The organism is Aneurinibacillus soli (assembly GCF_002355375.1).
Taxonomy (GTDB): domain Bacteria; phylum Bacillota; class Bacilli; order Aneurinibacillales; family Aneurinibacillaceae; genus Aneurinibacillus; species Aneurinibacillus soli.
Genome location: NZ_AP017312.1, coordinates 959,040 through 976,212 on the forward strand (window position 1 = coordinate 959,040; position 17,173 = coordinate 976,212).

At 47.4% G+C, this 17,173-nt stretch carries 17 protein-coding genes and 2 riboswitches; of the genes, 11 read left to right on the top strand and 6 right to left on the bottom strand.

Annotated elements, in window-relative coordinates:
• Positions 1-2 precede the first annotated feature (2 nt).
• Positions 3-1,028 carry a M23 family metallopeptidase gene (locus CB4_RS04960; protein WP_096463832.1) on the bottom strand — a complete coding sequence of 342 codons (1,026 nt, stop codon included), beginning with the start codon at positions 1,026-1,028 and terminating at the stop codon, positions 3-5.
• Positions 1,029-1,151: 123 nt separating this feature from the next.
• On the opposite strand from CB4_RS04960, the gene lipA reads away from it, so the two are divergent.
• A complete protein-coding gene (lipA, locus tag CB4_RS04965; protein ID WP_096463833.1) occupies positions 1,152-2,033 on the top strand; it encodes a lipoyl synthase in 882 nt (293 codons plus the stop codon).
• A gap of 58 nt (positions 2,034-2,091) precedes the next feature.
• On the opposite strand, the gene CB4_RS04970 is transcribed toward lipA, so the two are convergent.
• Entirely contained in the window at positions 2,092-2,967 is an 876-nt protein-coding gene (locus tag CB4_RS04970) for a YhcN/YlaJ family sporulation lipoprotein (protein WP_096463834.1), read from the bottom strand.
• Positions 2,968-3,114: 147 nt separating this feature from the next.
• On the opposite strand from CB4_RS04970, the gene CB4_RS04975 reads away from it, so the two are divergent.
• The gene (locus tag CB4_RS04975) at positions 3,115-3,579 is read left to right on the top strand and encodes a YutD family protein (protein ID WP_096463835.1); all 465 of its coding nucleotides are present in this window, start codon (positions 3,115-3,117) and stop codon (positions 3,577-3,579) included.
• 45 nt (positions 3,580-3,624) lie between these two features.
• On the opposite strand, the gene CB4_RS04980 is transcribed toward CB4_RS04975, so the two are convergent.
• Both CB4_RS04980 and CB4_RS04985 read right to left on the bottom strand, forming a co-directional pair.
• A complete protein-coding gene (locus CB4_RS04980) occupies positions 3,625-3,903 on the bottom strand; it encodes a hypothetical protein (RefSeq protein WP_096463836.1) in 279 nt (92 codons plus the stop codon).
• Positions 3,904-3,981: 78 nt separating this feature from the next.
• Positions 3,982-4,257: a DUF3055 domain-containing protein gene (locus CB4_RS04985; protein ID WP_096463837.1), complete on the bottom strand. Its 276-nt coding sequence runs from the start codon at positions 4,255-4,257 to the stop codon at positions 3,982-3,984.
• A 164-nt stretch (positions 4,258-4,421) separates the two neighbouring features.
• Here CB4_RS04985 and CB4_RS04990 point away from each other — a divergent pair, with 164 nt between their 5' ends.
• The 5 genes from CB4_RS04990 (at position 4,422) to CB4_RS05010 (ending at position 8,346) form a co-directional block, all read left to right on the top strand.
• Positions 4,422-4,844: a DUF86 domain-containing protein gene (locus CB4_RS04990; protein ID WP_096467633.1), complete on the top strand. Its 423-nt coding sequence runs from the start codon at positions 4,422-4,424 to the stop codon at positions 4,842-4,844.
• Between the two features lie 104 nt (positions 4,845-4,948).
• Positions 4,949-5,611, top strand: a complete 663-nt coding sequence (locus CB4_RS04995) for a helix-turn-helix transcriptional regulator (protein ID WP_096467634.1) — start codon at positions 4,949-4,951, stop codon at positions 5,609-5,611.
• A gap of 105 nt (positions 5,612-5,716) precedes the next feature.
• Positions 5,717-6,817: a stalk domain-containing protein gene (locus tag CB4_RS05000; RefSeq protein WP_096463838.1), complete on the top strand. Its 1,101-nt coding sequence runs from the start codon at positions 5,717-5,719 to the stop codon at positions 6,815-6,817.
• Between the two features lie 195 nt (positions 6,818-7,012).
• Positions 7,013-7,417 (top strand): MerR family transcriptional regulator, encoded by a 405-nt coding sequence (locus CB4_RS05005; protein WP_096463839.1) that lies wholly within the window; start codon positions 7,013-7,015, stop codon positions 7,415-7,417.
• Complete coding sequence (locus CB4_RS05010; RefSeq protein ID WP_096463840.1) at positions 7,414-8,346, top strand: DMT family transporter; 933 nt, start codon at positions 7,414-7,416, stop codon at positions 8,344-8,346. The genes CB4_RS05005 and CB4_RS05010 overlap by 4 nt, the downstream gene beginning before the upstream one ends.
• 20 nt (positions 8,347-8,366) lie before the next feature.
• On the opposite strand, the gene mtnK is transcribed toward CB4_RS05010, so the two are convergent.
• The gene (mtnK, locus tag CB4_RS05015) at positions 8,367-9,584 is read right to left on the bottom strand and encodes an S-methyl-5-thioribose kinase (protein ID WP_096463841.1); all 1,218 of its coding nucleotides are present in this window, start codon (positions 9,582-9,584) and stop codon (positions 8,367-8,369) included.
• A gap of 71 nt (positions 9,585-9,655) precedes the next feature.
• A riboswitch (SAM riboswitch) is annotated at positions 9,656-9,763 on the bottom strand.
• 552 nt (positions 9,764-10,315) lie between these two features.
• A riboswitch (SAM riboswitch) is annotated at positions 10,316-10,424 on the top strand.
• 89 nt (positions 10,425-10,513) lie between these two features.
• Here mtnK and CB4_RS05020 point away from each other — a divergent pair.
• The 3 genes from CB4_RS05020 (at position 10,514) to CB4_RS05030 (ending at position 14,147) form a co-directional block, all read left to right on the top strand.
• Positions 10,514-11,572, top strand: coding sequence for a sugar ABC transporter substrate-binding protein (locus CB4_RS05020; RefSeq protein WP_096463842.1), 1,059 nt, complete (start codon positions 10,514-10,516; stop codon positions 11,570-11,572).
• 110 nt (positions 11,573-11,682) lie between these two features.
• Positions 11,683-13,164 carry a sugar ABC transporter ATP-binding protein gene (locus CB4_RS05025; RefSeq protein WP_096467635.1) on the top strand — a complete coding sequence of 494 codons (1,482 nt, stop codon included), beginning with the start codon at positions 11,683-11,685 and terminating at the stop codon, positions 13,162-13,164.
• The gene (locus CB4_RS05030; protein ID WP_373681363.1) at positions 13,164-14,147 is read left to right on the top strand and encodes an ABC transporter permease; all 984 of its coding nucleotides are present in this window, start codon (positions 13,164-13,166) and stop codon (positions 14,145-14,147) included. Before CB4_RS05025 ends, CB4_RS05030 begins: the two co-directional genes overlap by 1 nt.
• Positions 14,148-14,235: 88 nt before the next feature.
• On the opposite strand, the gene CB4_RS05035 is transcribed toward CB4_RS05030, so the two are convergent.
• Positions 14,236-15,957 carry a methyl-accepting chemotaxis protein gene (locus tag CB4_RS05035; protein ID WP_172890795.1) on the bottom strand — a complete coding sequence of 574 codons (1,722 nt, stop codon included), beginning with the start codon at positions 15,955-15,957 and terminating at the stop codon, positions 14,236-14,238.
• Between the two features lie 230 nt (positions 15,958-16,187).
• On the opposite strand from CB4_RS05035, the gene CB4_RS05040 reads away from it, so the two are divergent.
• Positions 16,188-16,979 (top strand): TIGR01457 family HAD-type hydrolase, encoded by a 792-nt coding sequence (locus CB4_RS05040; protein WP_096463845.1) that lies wholly within the window; start codon positions 16,188-16,190, stop codon positions 16,977-16,979.
• The last annotated feature ends 194 nt before the right edge of the window (positions 16,980-17,173 follow it).

Consider the following 17,173-nt stretch of genomic DNA (forward strand, 5'->3'; position numbering starts at 1 on the left):
CTTCACCTCTTTTTCTTTTTGGATTGATTTTTTCGCTCCTCATTTTCCCAGCGTTTTAGCGATGGATATGGATCGAAAGAATATTCTCCGTTCCCCCTGTCTTTGTAGATACCGTAGTGCAGGTGTGGCGGGAATTTACCGGACGTGCCCGGCTTTCCATAGCCGGAACTGCCGACGTAGCCGATAACATCCCCTGGCGCTACGATATCTCCTACCTTGAACTTTTTATTAAAGCCATTCAGATGTGCGTAGTAATGATAAATCGTATCCACATCACGAATTCCAATGCGCCAGCCACCGTATGGATTCCAGCCCATGGATTCAATGACTCCGTGCCGGGTAGCACGGACAGGTGTACCATATCCGGCGAAAATATCTGTTCCTTCATGAATACGCCGTCCGCCCCAGCCACGTGGATCACCCCATGTGTTTTTATAGCTGTAGCTATAGTGGAGTGGCACAGGAAAGGCGCTGCCGACCAGATGAAGGGTGTTATGGTGACGATACAGCTTCACAAGGCCAGAGATGGTCTCTACACTGCGATCGTATGTGTAATACTGCCATAGACTGATGCGTAGATCGTTGTCCGTAAATCCGAATTGTCCGAGGTAACATGCGATCGTGTAGACCACATCAAGGTCATTGCGTAGATCTGCTTTGCCATCGCCATCCCCATCTTTCCCGATTCCGCCAAAGAACGCAATCGAGCGTGGATTTACATCCGTATCAAGAGGATTCAGAACCCCACGCCACATCGCGGATGGCACACTAATCCCGGTCAATCTGGTCTGCGAGGGAGAGGAATCCTCTGTTTTTTTGCTCGACTTGCGAACCGAACGTTCGTATTGATCGACGGCAGCTAGATACTGCCAGGGTACGCCGGTAATGGCCTGCATATGTTCGAATAAAACCTTGCGTTCGCGAGAAACCTGCTCACTGTCCGTATCTGCTCGAGCAACAGATACAGGAAGGGAGACAGCGCATAGAAAGACGATGAGACTGAAAGCTAAAAGTCGCTTGTACCACATGTTGCCCTCCCGTAATCGTAAATATGTCCGGCTTAGTGTGTGCAATCGGAATTGCTTTCATAAGAGGGAATTGATTAGAATGAATATACACCAGTACCAACAAGATGGGGGTTGATCCGCTATATGGCAGGACGTAAACCGGAATGGCTAAAAATTAAGCTGGATACAGGAAAGAACTTTAAAGAACTCAAAAGCATGATGCGGGGCCAGACGTTGCATACCGTATGTGAGGAAGCACGCTGTCCGAACTTGTATGAATGCTGGGCGAACCGTACAGCAACGTTTATGATATTAGGAGATACATGTACGCGGGCATGCCGCTTCTGTGCGGTTAAAACCGGGTTGCCAACGGAATTAGATCTCGCCGAACCAGAACGTGTGGCAGAAGCGACCGAGCAGATGGGGCTGCGTCATGTGGTGGTTACATCCGTAGCGCGTGACGATTTGGGCGATGGGGGAGCAAGCATTTTTGCGGAAACGATTCGGGCGATCCGCAGGCGAACTCCACTGTGCAGTGTGGAAGTACTCATTCCGGATTTTCTCGGAGACTGGGAAGCATTGCGTGTCGTGATGGATGCTAAGCCGGATATTCTTAATCATAATGTGGAGACGGTTGAACGGCTGTCTGATCGGGTACGCTCGAAGGCGAAGTATGATCGGACAATGGCGCTTCTGGCAGAAGCGAAGCGCATGGCTCCCTCGATCCCGACGAAGTCAAGTATTATGATTGGTGTGGGAGAGACTGTGGACGAGATCATCACGACGATGGATGACCTGCGTCGTGTGGATGTGGATATTTTGACAATCGGGCAGTATTTGCAGCCGACCGCAAAGCATCTGAAAGTGGAAAAGTATTACCACCCGGATGAGTTTGCACAGCTAAAAGAAGAAGGACTTGCACGTGGGTTTAAGCATGTAGAATCGGGACCACTTGTGCGCAGTTCATATCATGCACATGAGCAGGTTGAATCAGCGGCGGAATCACAAATGAAGACACAGGGATAGAAAATGATGAAAAGGGTCTTTCTTGTCTAGACAAGAAAGACCCTTTTAGGTAAATCGACTATCTTCCGCTTATACTGGAGAGATGGAAGAGTGAGCCAGCACGATGACCGCATGCTTGTTCGAACTGTTTGTCTGTTTTGTTTTCCATCTGATGCGGGTTAGCAAATACTTTGTTGATTGCGTTCTGATCGTTTGTCGTATACACCTTGCAGTAGCGAGGGGATACATTTTCGCAGCTCCTCTGTACTTTTTTCAGTGTCATCGCTGCTTGAGCTGGCGTTTGACCGGATGTATCACACCCGACAAAAATGTGCTTGTCTGTTGTCAAGACATTTGCCTGTTTGATGCCTGGAATTTGGTTGGCTGCGTTCGCACAGGAAGAAGCAAGCATCTGACGATCGACATATACATTTGGTGTCGCTGTGGTGCCGTAACTTTTTACACCCATACCAGTGTGTCCAGTTCCAGTCTTATGACCGGCATGTGCAATGCCAATCTTTGGCGGGGTTGTGTGCCCTGTAGTTGACTGGATATGGCTCTTCGATTGGTAAACTGAAGGCTGCTGCGTAGTCCCATACGTTGTCCCATACGTAGTGCCGTACGTTGTCCCTTTGTTTATGCCACCAGGATTTAGGCCATACATCTGCTGGCCGCTGTCTGTTACGCCGTAGCGTGTCATACCTTGATTGCCGAACATATACTGACGCGTATCAACCGTGCCTTTGGTACGGTAGTTCGATTGGTCAGTAATGACGCCATTACGGTATGTGTCGTAGCGGCCATCCCCTTTTGGTTGCAGTGCATAGCCAGTTGTTGACCCTTGATTTCCTTGCATCGGGCGATATTCCGATGTTTTAGTGGTATTGCCTGGAGTGCAGGCAGCAAGCGAGAGCGCAAGACCAACAGTGGAGAGAACAGAAACGATTTTTTTCATTTTCACACCTCCGTGAGCTTAGAATGCCCGTATGAAGCCGGAGCTTTCATGGCAATTTTGTGTGTATTGGTTGAATTTGTGGTAAAATAGGAGGCGTACGCCACGCGTAAAAAAGAGTGTGGTGTATGTGTAAGAGGGGGTGCAGGTGTGATACGTGTCCAGGACAACGTATATGAGCTGGTGGAAGAGCATAAAGAAGGGTTTAAACCAGACGTATTCAAAGAACGATACAGTGACATTTTAAGTAAATTCGATTACATTTTGGGTGACTGGGGATACGGTCAGTTACGGCTAAAAGGCTTTTTTGAGGATACAAACCGAAAAGCCCCGTATGATGCCCGCCTCAGTTTTCTTGATGAGTATATTTTGGAGTATTGTAACTTTGGTTGTTCGTACTTTCTGTTAAAGAAGACCAAGTCAGGTAGTGCACAGCCGATTGAGAGTGAGATTGTGGAAGCAGAGGGTGAGACGGGAGATGGGGAGGAAGAGCGTCCATCACGCAGTGGACGCGAAGGTGGCAGACGCCGCGATTCTCGTCGTCGCTCCCGCCCTCGCCGCAAGCCAAAAGATGGACAAGCTCGAGAGTCGAGACCGGATGTGCCGAACGCGTAGCATACTGAGAAAAAACAGGCGAGGAAATTGCTTCCTCGCCTGTTTTTATTTTAACGGTGGCTCGTAGTTTTCGTTTGAGTTATCGTGTGTCAGATGCGACCCTGGGTCCTGGCGCTCGATGCCTTCGTGGAAGTCCCGATATTCGTAGGTGAATGCAGACTGGGCTAACTCACCTGTATCCCACGACTCTTTGCCGAGGGATGGATGAGAGATGGCGGCAGTGCCGTACGGTCCTTCCGGAAACTCTTCCGGATAGCGGGTATGAATCGCGCTGTATTCGGTTGAGATTGGCATGTATGCCGGATCGATTTTCTTCTTGCCCATAAATAAAACCCCTTTCCTCACTGTATAAGGATAGGGGTAGTATAGGCGGTTGCCCGTTCGTTTATGCAAAACGGCGAGTTAGATGCTGAGATAGAGAAATTCCCGTAACTCGTTCGCATCTGCTTCTGACATATTGAAGGCTTCTTCGAGATAACCTGGCTCATCTAAATCCTTTTGGCCGAGAATTGCCATGCGGTGTGTCAAAATATTAAGCACGATGCTTTTGCCATAAAAGTTCTTGGTGCGGATAATCGCTAAGTCGTAGCGGTTTTCTAGTCCAATAAAGCTTACGTAGCGTGTTTTTGTTTCTTCAGCATGATCGTACAGAAATGTCCAATCTCCGTGTTGACTCATAGTTGGTATCCTCCTATCACGTATATGTACCAAATTATATGCCAACGACTCGGCTGGAGCAATGCCTGGGAATGCTCGGAGGCAATGGTCGGGTAGAACATATAGTTTCGCTTCCAATCATGCTATACTGGAAAAAAGAAAAAACAGTAATAGAGGTGGTTTGGATGTATCAAGTAAATACCGAAAAAATTGAACAGCATTTAGTATATATGGAGCAAGTGCTTGAGAGTGTATCTCCCATTCTGCGAAACAGTGAGGCTAACGATATGCTCACATCCCTTTCTCTGCAGCGTGCTTTACACATTGCACTTGAGACGGTGGCTGATGTTGGCAATTACTTAATTGATGGTTTCATTATGCGTGATCCAGGAAGTTATGAAGATATTGTCGAGATCATGCTCGATGAAACGGTGATTACAGCGGAGATTGCGGTCGCACTGAAAGAAGTAGTAAATATGCGTAAGCCGTTGATTACGGACTACCTGGATGTACGTGATGATGCGGTCAGCAAACTTTTGAATACGCATTATGCGAAACTTGTTGCTTTTCCGAATCAAGTACGGGAATACTTGAAAAAAGAATTGTAGTCGCCAAGAAAACACCGCACACATAGTTTTTATATTATATTGTATAAAAATTTACTTATCTCACGAAATCAAGTACAATGGGAAGGAGGAAGGTGAAGGAAACGATGAATAAAGATAAATCCTCTTCGACGCGCAATCAGATTTTGCATATGTTAAAAATTAAAGGTTCCATGACAGTAGGGGAAATGGCTCAGGAGCTTGAGATTACAGAGATGGCTGTGCGCCGTCATTTAAATACGCTTGAAAGAGATAAATACATTCAGACACGTTTGCTTCGCCAGGCTATGGGCCGCCCGACTAATGTGTACTCGCTTTCGCAAGAAGCGGATAATATGTTCCCTAAGAACTATCAGGATCTGACACTTGAGATTCTTGGCGATATTGAAGAGCTGCAGGGAGCGGAGATGGTAGAAGCGTTGTTCCGCCTGCGTCAGCAACGACAGGAGAACTTGTATCGGGATGTGGTGCCCGAGGACAGTGATTTCGAGAAGAAGCTTGAGATGCTAGCTCGAATGCAGAATGAGAAAGGCTACATGGTTGAGGTAAAAAAGGATGAAGAGACCGGACGCTATATTTTGGTCGAATCAAATTGTCCGATTTCCGATGTAGCACGGGAGTACACATTCGCCTGTAACTGTGAAAAGACGCTGTTCGAGAACATTCTGGAAACAAAGGTGGAGCAGGAGCAGTGTATGGCAACTGGCGGCGATAACTGTGTATATGTGATTGATCATAAAAATGACAATGCGGAGAAGCGCGAGTCATAATTATGAAGCATAGCTCTGTGGATCAAAGGATCTGCAGGGCTTTATTTTTTGGGGTTTATTATGGTATTATTTTCATAAAAAGAGAGTAAGAGGAGAACAAGTGCAATGAAAAAAGTATGGACGATAGGAAGTATACTGACATCTATCCTGGTAGGAACAGCGGCACCTGTAGCGCTTGCAGCACCTGCAGTAGCGGTAGCAACCCTGCCTGTACAGGTAGAAGTAGACGGAAAGAAGGTTGCGACTCCAGCAGGAATGGATGTGATAGATGGGCAGGTCATGGTTCCGCTGCGCTGGGCTGCGGAACTGGCAGGTGCTCGCTCGGTAAAGTGGGATGCAAGTAAGCGAGATGTTAAGATTGAGGCACCTGAATCATACGAGAGCATCCTTCAGCTGCATTCTTACATAAGACTGGGAGCCGCCCCTGCGGAATGGGGAACGTACTTATGTCAGTTGCCAGACAGAATGAATGCAATCCCACGTCCAAAGCTTTCGGACCGAGCACTTGTGCTGGATTTGGAGATAGAGAAGCTCGAGCAAATGGCACGGGAGAATAAGAACCTACCGCCGCGTCGGGAAGTCATGAGTATTACTACGCAATATGCTGGACAGGAGTATTCGTATGCCGTATATAGTGCGAAGTTCGTGCAAGGGCGGGTATATGTTCCGATGGATTGGCTGACCGAGTTGTTTGGAGCAGACGTAACATACGACAAGGAGCGGGGAGTACTGGCGATCCAGTTCCCGAATCTACAAGAAACGAAGCGACAGATCGCTGAGATTGAAGCGGGGCTTGTCCCGGCTTCTCCTGATGAGACGATTGCGCTGTGGGGACGCGGTTTGCAGACACGAAGCGGCGCACTGATTTATGCTGCGCTGTCGAATGAGCTTCGTGATCGGGCGAGAGCTAATTTACAGGCACGTAACTGGGTAACCGGAGGATCGAGTCCACATGCAGGCAAGATTACGGTACAGGATAAGAAGCAGCTGGATGCTGATACATGGGAGTATACGCTGACTTATCCAGAAGTAACGTCTGGATACATGGCAAACTATCCAAACGTAACACCTGCTGACATCGAGGGGACGTGTACGGATAAACTGGTGGTGAAAAAGCAACGTACAGGAGGAACGGAAGGCTGGTTTATTGCAGAAGTGAAGCAATCAAACGAGTACTATGGGCCTGTTTTTGCAGAAAAAAGATAGAAATTTAGTGGTTATATGATACAAGAAGCCGATTTCCGTAACCGACAGGAAATCGGCTTCTTGTATGTAAACAATCGCGCGGCGCATAAAATTTCTGAACGGTCCTTTTGCGGCTTATGTGATAATTTTGCGCTTGACTTAGAGTTAACTCCAGGTTGTAGAGTAGACACATAAAACGTACCTAGGAGGAAGAATATGTATACAATCGGTCAGGTAGCAGAGCAAACAGGGTGGAGTGTGCATACACTTCGCTATTATGAAAGGATTGGTCTCGTTAATTCTCCGGTACGGAAAAGCGGTGTTCGGATGTATACAGAGTCTGATATACATTTCCTTCAGTTTTTACGGTCGCTCAAAAATACAGGTATGTCACTCGAAGATATGATGGAGTTTACGGAAGATGGCTGTATTCGAAACTTACTTGCTGAACCAGAAGAAAGTCTACTTCCGCGCATTACCCGCAGAAAGGATATTTTATCTCGTCACATAGCCAAAATGAAAGAGCAAGTAGAAGAACTTCAGACGGTGATTCAGTTTACAGAGGAGAAATTAAGCGTATATGAAACGATGCTTCCGACAAAAAAGGAGGAGTCGAAATGAAAGGCAGCATTTATCTGAAGCTGCTCGGCTTCTCTCTTATGACCGGAGCTACTTTTCATCTGGCTCGCTATGTGATGCAGTATTTCTCGGCTGCTGGCGCGGCAGGTTGGCGCTTTGGTCTGGCAGCGGGCAGTATGCTGCTTTTGTTGATCAGCAAAGAAAAACTATCAGGTTATACTATTCGGAAAAATGCTGGGGCGTATCTTTTCATGGGGGTAACGGGGCTTTTCGGCTTTAACACACTGTTTTTTCTCGGCATGGAACAGACCACACCCGTCAATGGAGCACTCATCATGGCAACCAATCCACTCGTGACCATGCTCCTGGCTCGTGTACTGTTGAAGGAACCTGTTTCCAGACAACAAAAAGTAGGGGGGATTTTGGCGCTGGTCGGTGTGGTTCTCGTTATTACGGGTGGTTCCTGGGATGCGATTCGTCACTTGCATTTTTCTTCGGGAGATATGCTGATAATGGCGGGAAATATATGCTGGGCCTTATATGGTATTATCGGAAAGGGATTTGTCCGAGACAGTACATCTCTACAGACTACCGCGTATACGATGACGATTGGAGCCGTAATGCTTGTGTTTATAGCCAGTCGAACACCGGCTCCGGTACCGAATTCGTCTATTCCTCTGACAGCGTGGGCTGCGATTGTTTTTATGGCACTGGGTATGAGTGTACTCGGATACATCTGGTGGAATGAGGGGGCAGCACGAATTGGCATTGGTCGAGCTGCCTTGTTCTTCAATCTTGTTCCGGTCGTTACCTTGTGCATTTCCCTGGCACTTGGGATGGCAGTAACGGGCATACAAATAATCGGATCAGTACTTGTAATTGCGGGTGTGCTGTATGCATCCGGTATGACTCATATTGTGTCGCAAAGAAAACCGATGCAAAATACCCCAAAATCAGAACGTACAGTCTGATTTTGGGGTACGGGGTGTTTTTAAACAGAGAGCGCAATGTGCGTATCGCTAATAAGGTCAGCGATGTCCTCGACTGATGAGATCGATTCACGCTTCAAGATGAGCTCTCGCCCGATTGCAAGGGCAAGCTTTTCGGAATGGGCGCGTACAGCTGGGTCTTCAATGCTTTCGATGTCCCATACATGGGCAAGGCCGACGATGCGGCGGATCGTTTTGCAGCCTGCGTAGCCGAGTGTATCTTGCAGAAGTCGACGCACATAATCATCCACATATCCTGGGATGGCCGCACTTGGTTCGACCGCTTTTTCGGCCCACAATGTACGGAATTCTGCTTCAAATGTAGTCCATATGCCTGTAATCGTATCAAGCAGATACGCCTGGTATGATTCGCGTTCCTGCACATCGCTGGCATGACCTTCCTGTGCCACATAATTCAGCACCAGGTTCGCAATGACTGCACCAATATCGAAGCCCATCGGACCATAATAGGCGAACTCGGGATCAATAACTTTTGTGCCTTCTTCTGTTGCCATGATGCTTCCTGTATGCAGGTCACCGTGCAGCAGTGCCTGTGTTCGCGTGAGAAAGCCTTCTTTTAGCTTCGCTACTTCCAGTTTTACTGCGTCGTCATGCCAGAGAGCTTCTGCTTGTTCACGGATAAGAGGGTTGAAACTATTAGTTGCTGCATCGTAATACGGGTCCGTAAATACAAGATCTTCCGTAATTTTGCACAGCTCAGGGTTAGAGAAGGAGGCAACACGCTTTTTCTTCTCGTACGGATGAAGTGCCAGATCGGAAGTCAGGAACAACGTCCGCGCCAGGAAAGTACCGATATGCTTCGCAAAATTCGGATAATACTTGCGAGCCACAAGCCCTTTGCGCATAATCTCGTACGCAGACAGATCTTCCATTACGGTAAGCGCCATTTCGATGTCATAGTGGTACACCTGCGGCACGAAACCAGGGCATAACTCGCCTTGTAGAATTAATGCTTCGCTTTCAATACGGGCACGGTCAAGTGTGAGCGGCCATGATTCCCCGACGACACGTGCGTACGGAAGTGCCTGTTTGAAAATAATGCTTTTGTTTGATATCTCATCCTGGATATGGAATACGAAATTCAGGTTGCCATCGCCGATCTCGCGGCTTGTAAGTTTTGCATTCGCCGGGAACAGATCCGGGATATTACGTGCGTATTCTACAGCTTCCTGCTCAGTAAGCATGCGGTACGTGGACATAAAATCAATCTCCTCTCTAAACAAAAAACGCCCCTCTTGGTTAGAAAGAGGGACGTGTACATGTGTGTGCATCCTTATCTTTCAGAACCGTTGTTCTGCGGGAGTTGGCACCTTACTGTTCAATGCAGCAGGTTGCCGGGTGTCATCGGGCCCGTCCCTCGACCATCTCGTGATAAGTCAATCCAAATTTAACAGTCGTGAGAATTGTTTGTCAAGAGTGAAAATACGCGAGAATGAAAAAAGTTTGGTGGTGGCAAGGGGGCGGTAGGGGCAGACCGGGAGGTATGTTTGTTTTCCACTGAAAGTAAAACTGACCGCTTTTACTTCATCCGAGCGGGATGGCAAAAAGTCTAAGAAGTATAGGCATGGGAGTTGCCATCCTGATTCGCTCTACTGGAGTAAAAGCTGAGTGTGGAAAACAAAAGGACTTTCCCGTTCTGCCCCTACCGTCCCCTCTGCCAATGAAATTTTTTTCCTCTGCGTTTTACTTTGTGAAAGAATAAAAATCTAGAAGATCAAGACGTCTGTCTCCTGGAGCGACCTGAATTCTCTTCCTCGTAGAGCGTAATCAAGTGACAGGCTCATTCCTTCTCCCATCCCCGCCGCCACACTTTATACAGGCTCAAAAGTTCCAAGCACTGCTTTAAAAGTTTGTGAAAAACTTGTTGACAGAATAAATTGGTAGGAGATATGATTAGTTCCAACAAATCACATACGCAATTCGATTTTGACTCTCATCGAGAGAAGGCGGAGGGACTGGCCCGATGATGCCCGGCAACCTGCCTGTGTTCGCACAGGCAAGGTGCTAATTCCTGCAGGAGTAATCCTGGGAGATGAGAGGCTACCGATGCTTTATAAGTGGGGGCCTCTCTTTGTGTACCAAAGAGAGGCCTTTTATATTTATCACAAGTAAAAAGGGGAGTATGAACATGGTAACAAAGACAAAACAAATTATTGCGGTTCTGCTGATTACGCTACTGGCAGCATTCGCGGCAGGATGCGGTCAACCAGCTGCCGGAACGGGTGAAAAGAAAGAAGCCGCAACAGGCCCACTTGCAGGAAAGCGTATCGCGCTTGTTATGCAGCAAAATCTGGGTACATTTTCTTCCCAGTACATTAGTGGGGTCAAAACAGAAGCCGAAAAATTCGGTGGACAGGTAACGGTGTTTGCAGCGGATAACGATCTTGGACGTATGTCTTCGAACCTGGATGCAGCCATTAACCAGAAGTTTGATGCGATTTTGATTGACCACGGTACACCAGCAGCTCTGCTGAACGGGGTGCAAAATGCTGTTGCAAAACACATTCCGGTTGTCGTATTCGATGCCGATGTTAAAGCTCCAGGCGTAACGGTTCTTCAGCAAGATGATAAGCAACTGACCAAATTAACACTGGATAAACTCGCAAAAGATGCAGGCGGCAAAGCAAACATCGTAAAAATCTGGGTAGCGGGCTACGCGCCAATGGAACGCCGCCAGGCTGCTTATAAAGAGTTCATAGCAAGTAACCCTGGCATCAAAGAAGTAGCCACATTCGGTGCGGCAACACAAAACACAGCACTGGATACACAGGCACAGATGGAAGCGATTCTGAAGAAATATCCGAACAAAGGCGAGATCACAGCGGTATGGGCAGCATGGGATGAATTCGCTAAAGGAGCAACTCGTGCGATCGAGCAAGCCGGACGTACGGACATTAAAGTATACGGTATCGACATGAGCGACGAAGATCTGCAGATGATCCAGAATCCGAATGGTCCATGGGTAACATCAGCAGCGGTAGACCCGAAAGACATCGGACGTGTACAGGTGCGGTATGCGGCACAAAAAATTCACGGCGACAAAACGCCGGACAACGTGGTGCTGAATCCGGTAGTAGTCAACCGTGAAGAATTACCGAAAGACAAAGTAACAACGGATCAACTGAGCCAGCACATCAAAGCGTGGGGTAACAGTACGCAAGGGATAGCAGACTGGATGAAAAAATAAGATAGGGGAGGCCTCGCCTACTTTCATCAAGCGGGTGAGGCACATTCCTTTCAGAGAAGAGAATCAGCAAAGGGGGAGACGGTGTGGCACAGCAGGCAGTACGTCTTATCATGACAGACATTACGAAATCGTTTTCCGGCGTACCAGCGCTTCATGGCGTTAGCCTGGCCGTACAGGCTGGCCACATTCATGCGCTACTTGGCGCGAATGGAGCAGGAAAAAGTACACTGATGAAAATACTTTCCGGCGCGTATCAGGCAGATGGTGGGACGATTGAACTCGACGGGCAGACGCTATCGATTAGCAGCCCGGCAGATGCTAAGGCGCAGGGTATCCATTGTGTGTATCAGGAAGTGGACACCGCGCTCGTTCCATCCCTGACCGTGGCGGAAAATATTTTACTCGATCGAGGACCCGGACGCGGCGGACGCCGTTTTTTGAACTGGGGCTCGATGTACAAGGAAGCAGAAGAAATTTTGCGCGGGATCGGATACGAAATCCCGGTAAGGAAGAAAGCAGAAGAACTGACGCTTTCGGAGAAGCAGATCGTCCTCATTGCCCGGGCAGTGTCACAGCAGGCGAAATGTGTGATTTTTGACGAGCCGACTGCCCCTTTAAGCATCGAGGAGGCGGAGCATTTGTTCCGGATTATGAATCAGTTAAAAGACGAGGGAGTTGCTTGTATTTTTATCTCGCACCGTCTTCCAGAAATTATGCAGGTATGCGATACGGTTACTGTCATGCGTGATGGTCGCCACATCTGGACGAAGGCGAAAACGGACACGGATATTCCGGGAATTGTCGAAGCGATGCTTGGAGCGTCATTTACAGAAGAATATCCAAAAATGGAGGCTGTGATTGGCGATACGCTGCTTGAAGTGCGAGAACTGCGTCGGGGTGTCAGGGTGCGCGGGGTGGACTTTGCAGTACGAAGGGGAGAAATTGTTGGGATCGTCGGGTTGGTCGGCGCGGGTAAAACAGAATTGTCTCGTCTGTTATTCGGTGCAGATGCAGCGGATGGTGGAGAGATTCGGTTGCGTGGCAATGCCGTGCGCCTGCGCGAACCGGCGGATGCGGTGAAGGCGGGCATGGTGCTCGTGCCGGAAGAGCGGCGCAAAGAAGGCATTCTTGTAGAAGAGAGTGTACGGACGAATTTAACGCTGCCTGTGCTTAAGGCGTTTAGTCGAAGCGGATTCGTTCAGCGGAGTCGGGAAAAAGCGCACGCGCAGACGATGATTACCGATCTTGGAATTAAAACGCCGAATGAAGAAGAAGCAGTCGGATTCTTAAGCGGTGGCAACCAGCAAAAAGTGGTCATCGGCAAATGGCTGGCCACAGATGCAGATGTGTTTTTATTTGATGAGCCAACTAAAGGGGTCGATGTTGGAGCTAAACGCGATATTTTCAATCTGATTGGCAAGCTCGTGCAGGCGGGCAAAGGAATTGTGTATTTCTCCTGTGAAATCGCAGAGATTGTCGGTATCTCGGATCGTGTGCTCGTTATGTGTGACGGACGCCTTGTCAAAGAGTTAGCTGGGAAAGACATTACACCGGAGACGATTTTACTGTATGCAAGCGGAGGAACGGACTGATGGATAAATTAATGGATTTTTCTTATAAGTATGGGGCAATTCTTGTCATTGTGGCGGTGCTTGTTTTTTTCAGCATTGTGAACCCGAATTTTCTTACGTATGATAACCTGGCTGATATTTTACGCTCGATTTCCATTACAACGCTGGTAGCGATTGGTGTAACATTCTCGCTTATTGTGGACGGATTCGATCTGTCAGTTGGCTCGACGGTGTCACTCGTTACAATGGTAACTGCATCGCTTATGGTATGGTATCAACTGCCGCTCGTACTGGTCATTCTGATTCCACTGGCACTGGGTGCACTCGTTGGGCTGATCAATGCATTCCTCATCGTTAAAGTCCGAATTCCAGACTTATTAGCGACACTTAGTATGCTATATATTATTGCAGGCTTGCATAAAACATACAGCCAGGGCTTCTCGATCTATAATAACATGCCACTGCCGGACGGTTCCGTTGCACCAGGTGTGCTGAGTGAATCCTTTCTCTGGATCGGCCAGGGCAAAATTGCAGGCATTCCTGTGCCAGTTGTGATTATGCTGATCGCGGTTCTGATCGTGCATATATTTCTGACGTATACGCGTGCCGGTCGTGTGCTCTACATTACCGGAGGCAACCGGGAAGCAGCACGCCTGAGTGGGATCTCTATTAATAAAGTACGGCTTGCGGCATATGTGTTGTCCGGTGTATTTGCCGCACTTGGAGGCATTTTGTTTACTGCACGGGTTGGTTCTGGTCAGATTGATGCGGGGTCTCCGCTTTTGATGGAGTCGGTGGCGGCGGCATTCGTTGGGTTTTCGGTATTTGGTGCCGGCAAGCCTAATGTGGTCGGCACGTTCTTTGGAGCGGTGCTGATCGGGCTTCTGTTGAATGGTCTGACGATGCTGAATCTGCCGTATTACGCGTTTGATATTATCAAAGGGCTTGTACTCGTGTTCGCGCTATCCATTACGTATATTCATGTGTATCGCAAAAAAGCGTAAAGGAAGATGTACACTCAAAAAAACAGGGTAGTTCCACTAGCATATAGTAGCCTGTGGAATCGCCCTGTTTCTTTTTGAAGATTCTTGGTTATACGATAAACTTTTTTAAATTATGCTCCAAATTTTCTGCCAGTACCGTTAGTTCTCTAGCGCTTGTAGTCACTTCTTCTATACTAGCTGATTGCTCTTCCGAACAAGCGGCTACTTGTTCGGCTGCGGTCACATTTATCGTAGTGATTCGAGCAATTTCATCTACTGCTCTGTACATTTCCACTATATTATCTTTAATATGTACGAGGACACTCTGAAGAGATGTTGTTGCTGCTTCTGTTTGCTGTACCATTCGTACAATATTGTCTAGAGATTTTCCGCCTTTTTCAATGATATGAACCTGTTGCTTTACCGCTGTGAGACTATTTTCCATTGTACAGGCTGTTACCGCAGTTTCTGCCTGGATATCTTGAACAAGATGCGTAATTTGCTCGGCCGATTTTTTGGATTCTTCGGCCAGACTTCGTACTTCGTCTGCTACGACAGCAAATCCTTTTCCATGTGTACCGGCTCGCGCGGCTTCAATTGCTGCATTTAAGGCAAGGAGATTCGTCTGGTTGGAGATATCGGTAATAACGGTGATAATTCCGTCAATTTCTGCGGAACGTTTTGCTAATTTTTGAATGGATTCTGCAGCAGATGACATGTTCTTTGTGAGTATACGTAAATGCTCAATTGCCTCGTTGATGGCTGCCTGACCCTCATACGCTGCCACAGTAGATAAAGCAGCATGCTGTAGTGTATTTTCCACTTGCGTATAGCCTTCGCTTATCCGCTGCTTCGTGTCATTCATTGATGTATGTACGAGTGCTGTCTTTTCCGCTTGTATCCCTGCTTCCTCGGCCACTTCCTGAATGGTAGCCGATACCTGATGAGACACTTCATCTGTTTGTACTGCGGAATTTGCTAAATAATTTGCTGAAGTTGCCACCTGTTTGGACGTTTTTCTTACGTCTATGATAATGTTGCGGACTTTTGTAATCATGTCATTAAAGGCTGCCGATAGTTTGCCGAGTTCGTCCCGGCTCTTTACGGGTAGTTTTATTGTTAAATCTCCTTCGGCAGAAGCGAGTTGCTCGGTCATGTTTGTTAGGATTGCAAGTGGGCGCAAACTGCGGCGCAGAGCAACGAAAAACAAGAGAAGACCAAGGATGAGGATCGATATATTTATGCAAGCGATAACTGGCATGTTTTCGTGCATCACTTCGCTGTTAATTTCGCTGACCGCACCGGCTTTTATGTCTACGCCTAGCACGCCGATTATCGCCCCGCTTTTATCTTTAATCGGTACAAAAGCCGAAAGATATGTTCCGTACTTTGGGTCGTTAATTAATGGGGTACTGTTGGCTTTTCCCTGAAGGACAGGAGAGATTTGTTCCGGGGGTGTTACGGTTATCTCTTCATTAATGGGGGAGGCACTATCTGAATTTCTCGGCTGGCCGTCTACTAGAATTCGCACTTTATTTTGCTCATCTAGCCTTACGGTATAAATGTATAAGGCTCCGATTTTTTCCCGTACATCATTTAATTGATTTCGTAATCGCCAGTATCGTGCGTCTTCTGTCGGATGAGTTACAAACGCTTTATACTCATCCCCATCCACGAAAGAAGCGGCATTGATCGCTGTCTGGATCGTAAACTTCGCAACGGACTTCTCTACAGTTGTGCTCATATTCGTAAATAAAAACAGCGTATTAACACCGATAAGCAGTGCCATGATAACGGCGGCTAACAACGAAATTTTCTTGATAAGTCCCATTCTCATCCTCCTGATATGCTATCTCTATTTTTTTATGGTAAATAATTACTTTGCACACCTATGTAATCATAAGACATGAACCAGAAATAAACAATAGGGTTTACGGAAAGAAAAGCTGCCCCCTTACGTATATTCAGATTTACCGGGAAAGATGAAGTAGCAGAGGGCGGCGGCTGCGATTTTTTTTGTGGTATTATGAAACCAAACATGTGAGGATGGAGAGTGACTTTATGCAGCAACGTACATATAAGGGCTATTTATTAGACTTGGACGGCACGATTTATCGGGGTGGTGAGGTAATTCCTGAAGCGGTCGATTTCATTGCACGGCTGACTGCTCAGGGCATTCCGTATTTGTACGTGACGAATAATTCTTCGATGACGCCACAGCAACTTGCAGACAAAGTGCAGACAATGGGCATCCCTACAAAACCGGAGCAGTTTTTCACATCTAGTATGGCGGTAGCAGAAACGGTTCGTAAAATGGAAGATGAGCGGCAAGAACGGCGTCAAGCGACTGTGCTTGCGATTGGCGAGACAGGACTTTGCACGGCGCTTGCAGAGAAGGGGATTGCGGTTACAGATAAAGCTCCTGCTGATTACGTGGTTGTTGGCATTGATCGCAGTTTTTCGTATGAGAAGATGAAGCAGGCGACACTTGCGATCTACGGTGGTGCACGTTTTTTATCTACAAATTGTGATCGTGCGATTCCTACAGAAGAGGGGCTTGTGCCAGGCAACGGTGCTCTTACAGCATCGATCGCATATGCGACCAATCAGCAGCCGCTCTATGTTGGCAAGCCGGAAGAAACGATCATTAAGCTGGCTCTTGAACGTCTAGGTCTTGCGGCAGAAGATGTAATGATGGTGGGGGATAATCTTGAAACAGACATCGCTTGTGGAGAAAATGGCGGAGTGGATACGCTCCTTGTGTATACAGGATTCAGCCGGGCTGAGCACATCGAGACTTCACGGGTGAAGCCGACGTATACGATACAATCTTTAACGGAATGGACTGTATAATAGTTTAGTCGATATTGAATCATTACAGGTTATCCGAATCAAGCCTGACATATCCCTTATAGGGTAGTGTGTCAGGCTTTTATTTGTTCAGAATTTGTTCAGAATGCGAATGATATAATACCGAGGGCAACTATTACTATCGAAAGTGAAAAAATAACTAAAGTAGTTGTGAGATCATTCGTTTGAACGATTGT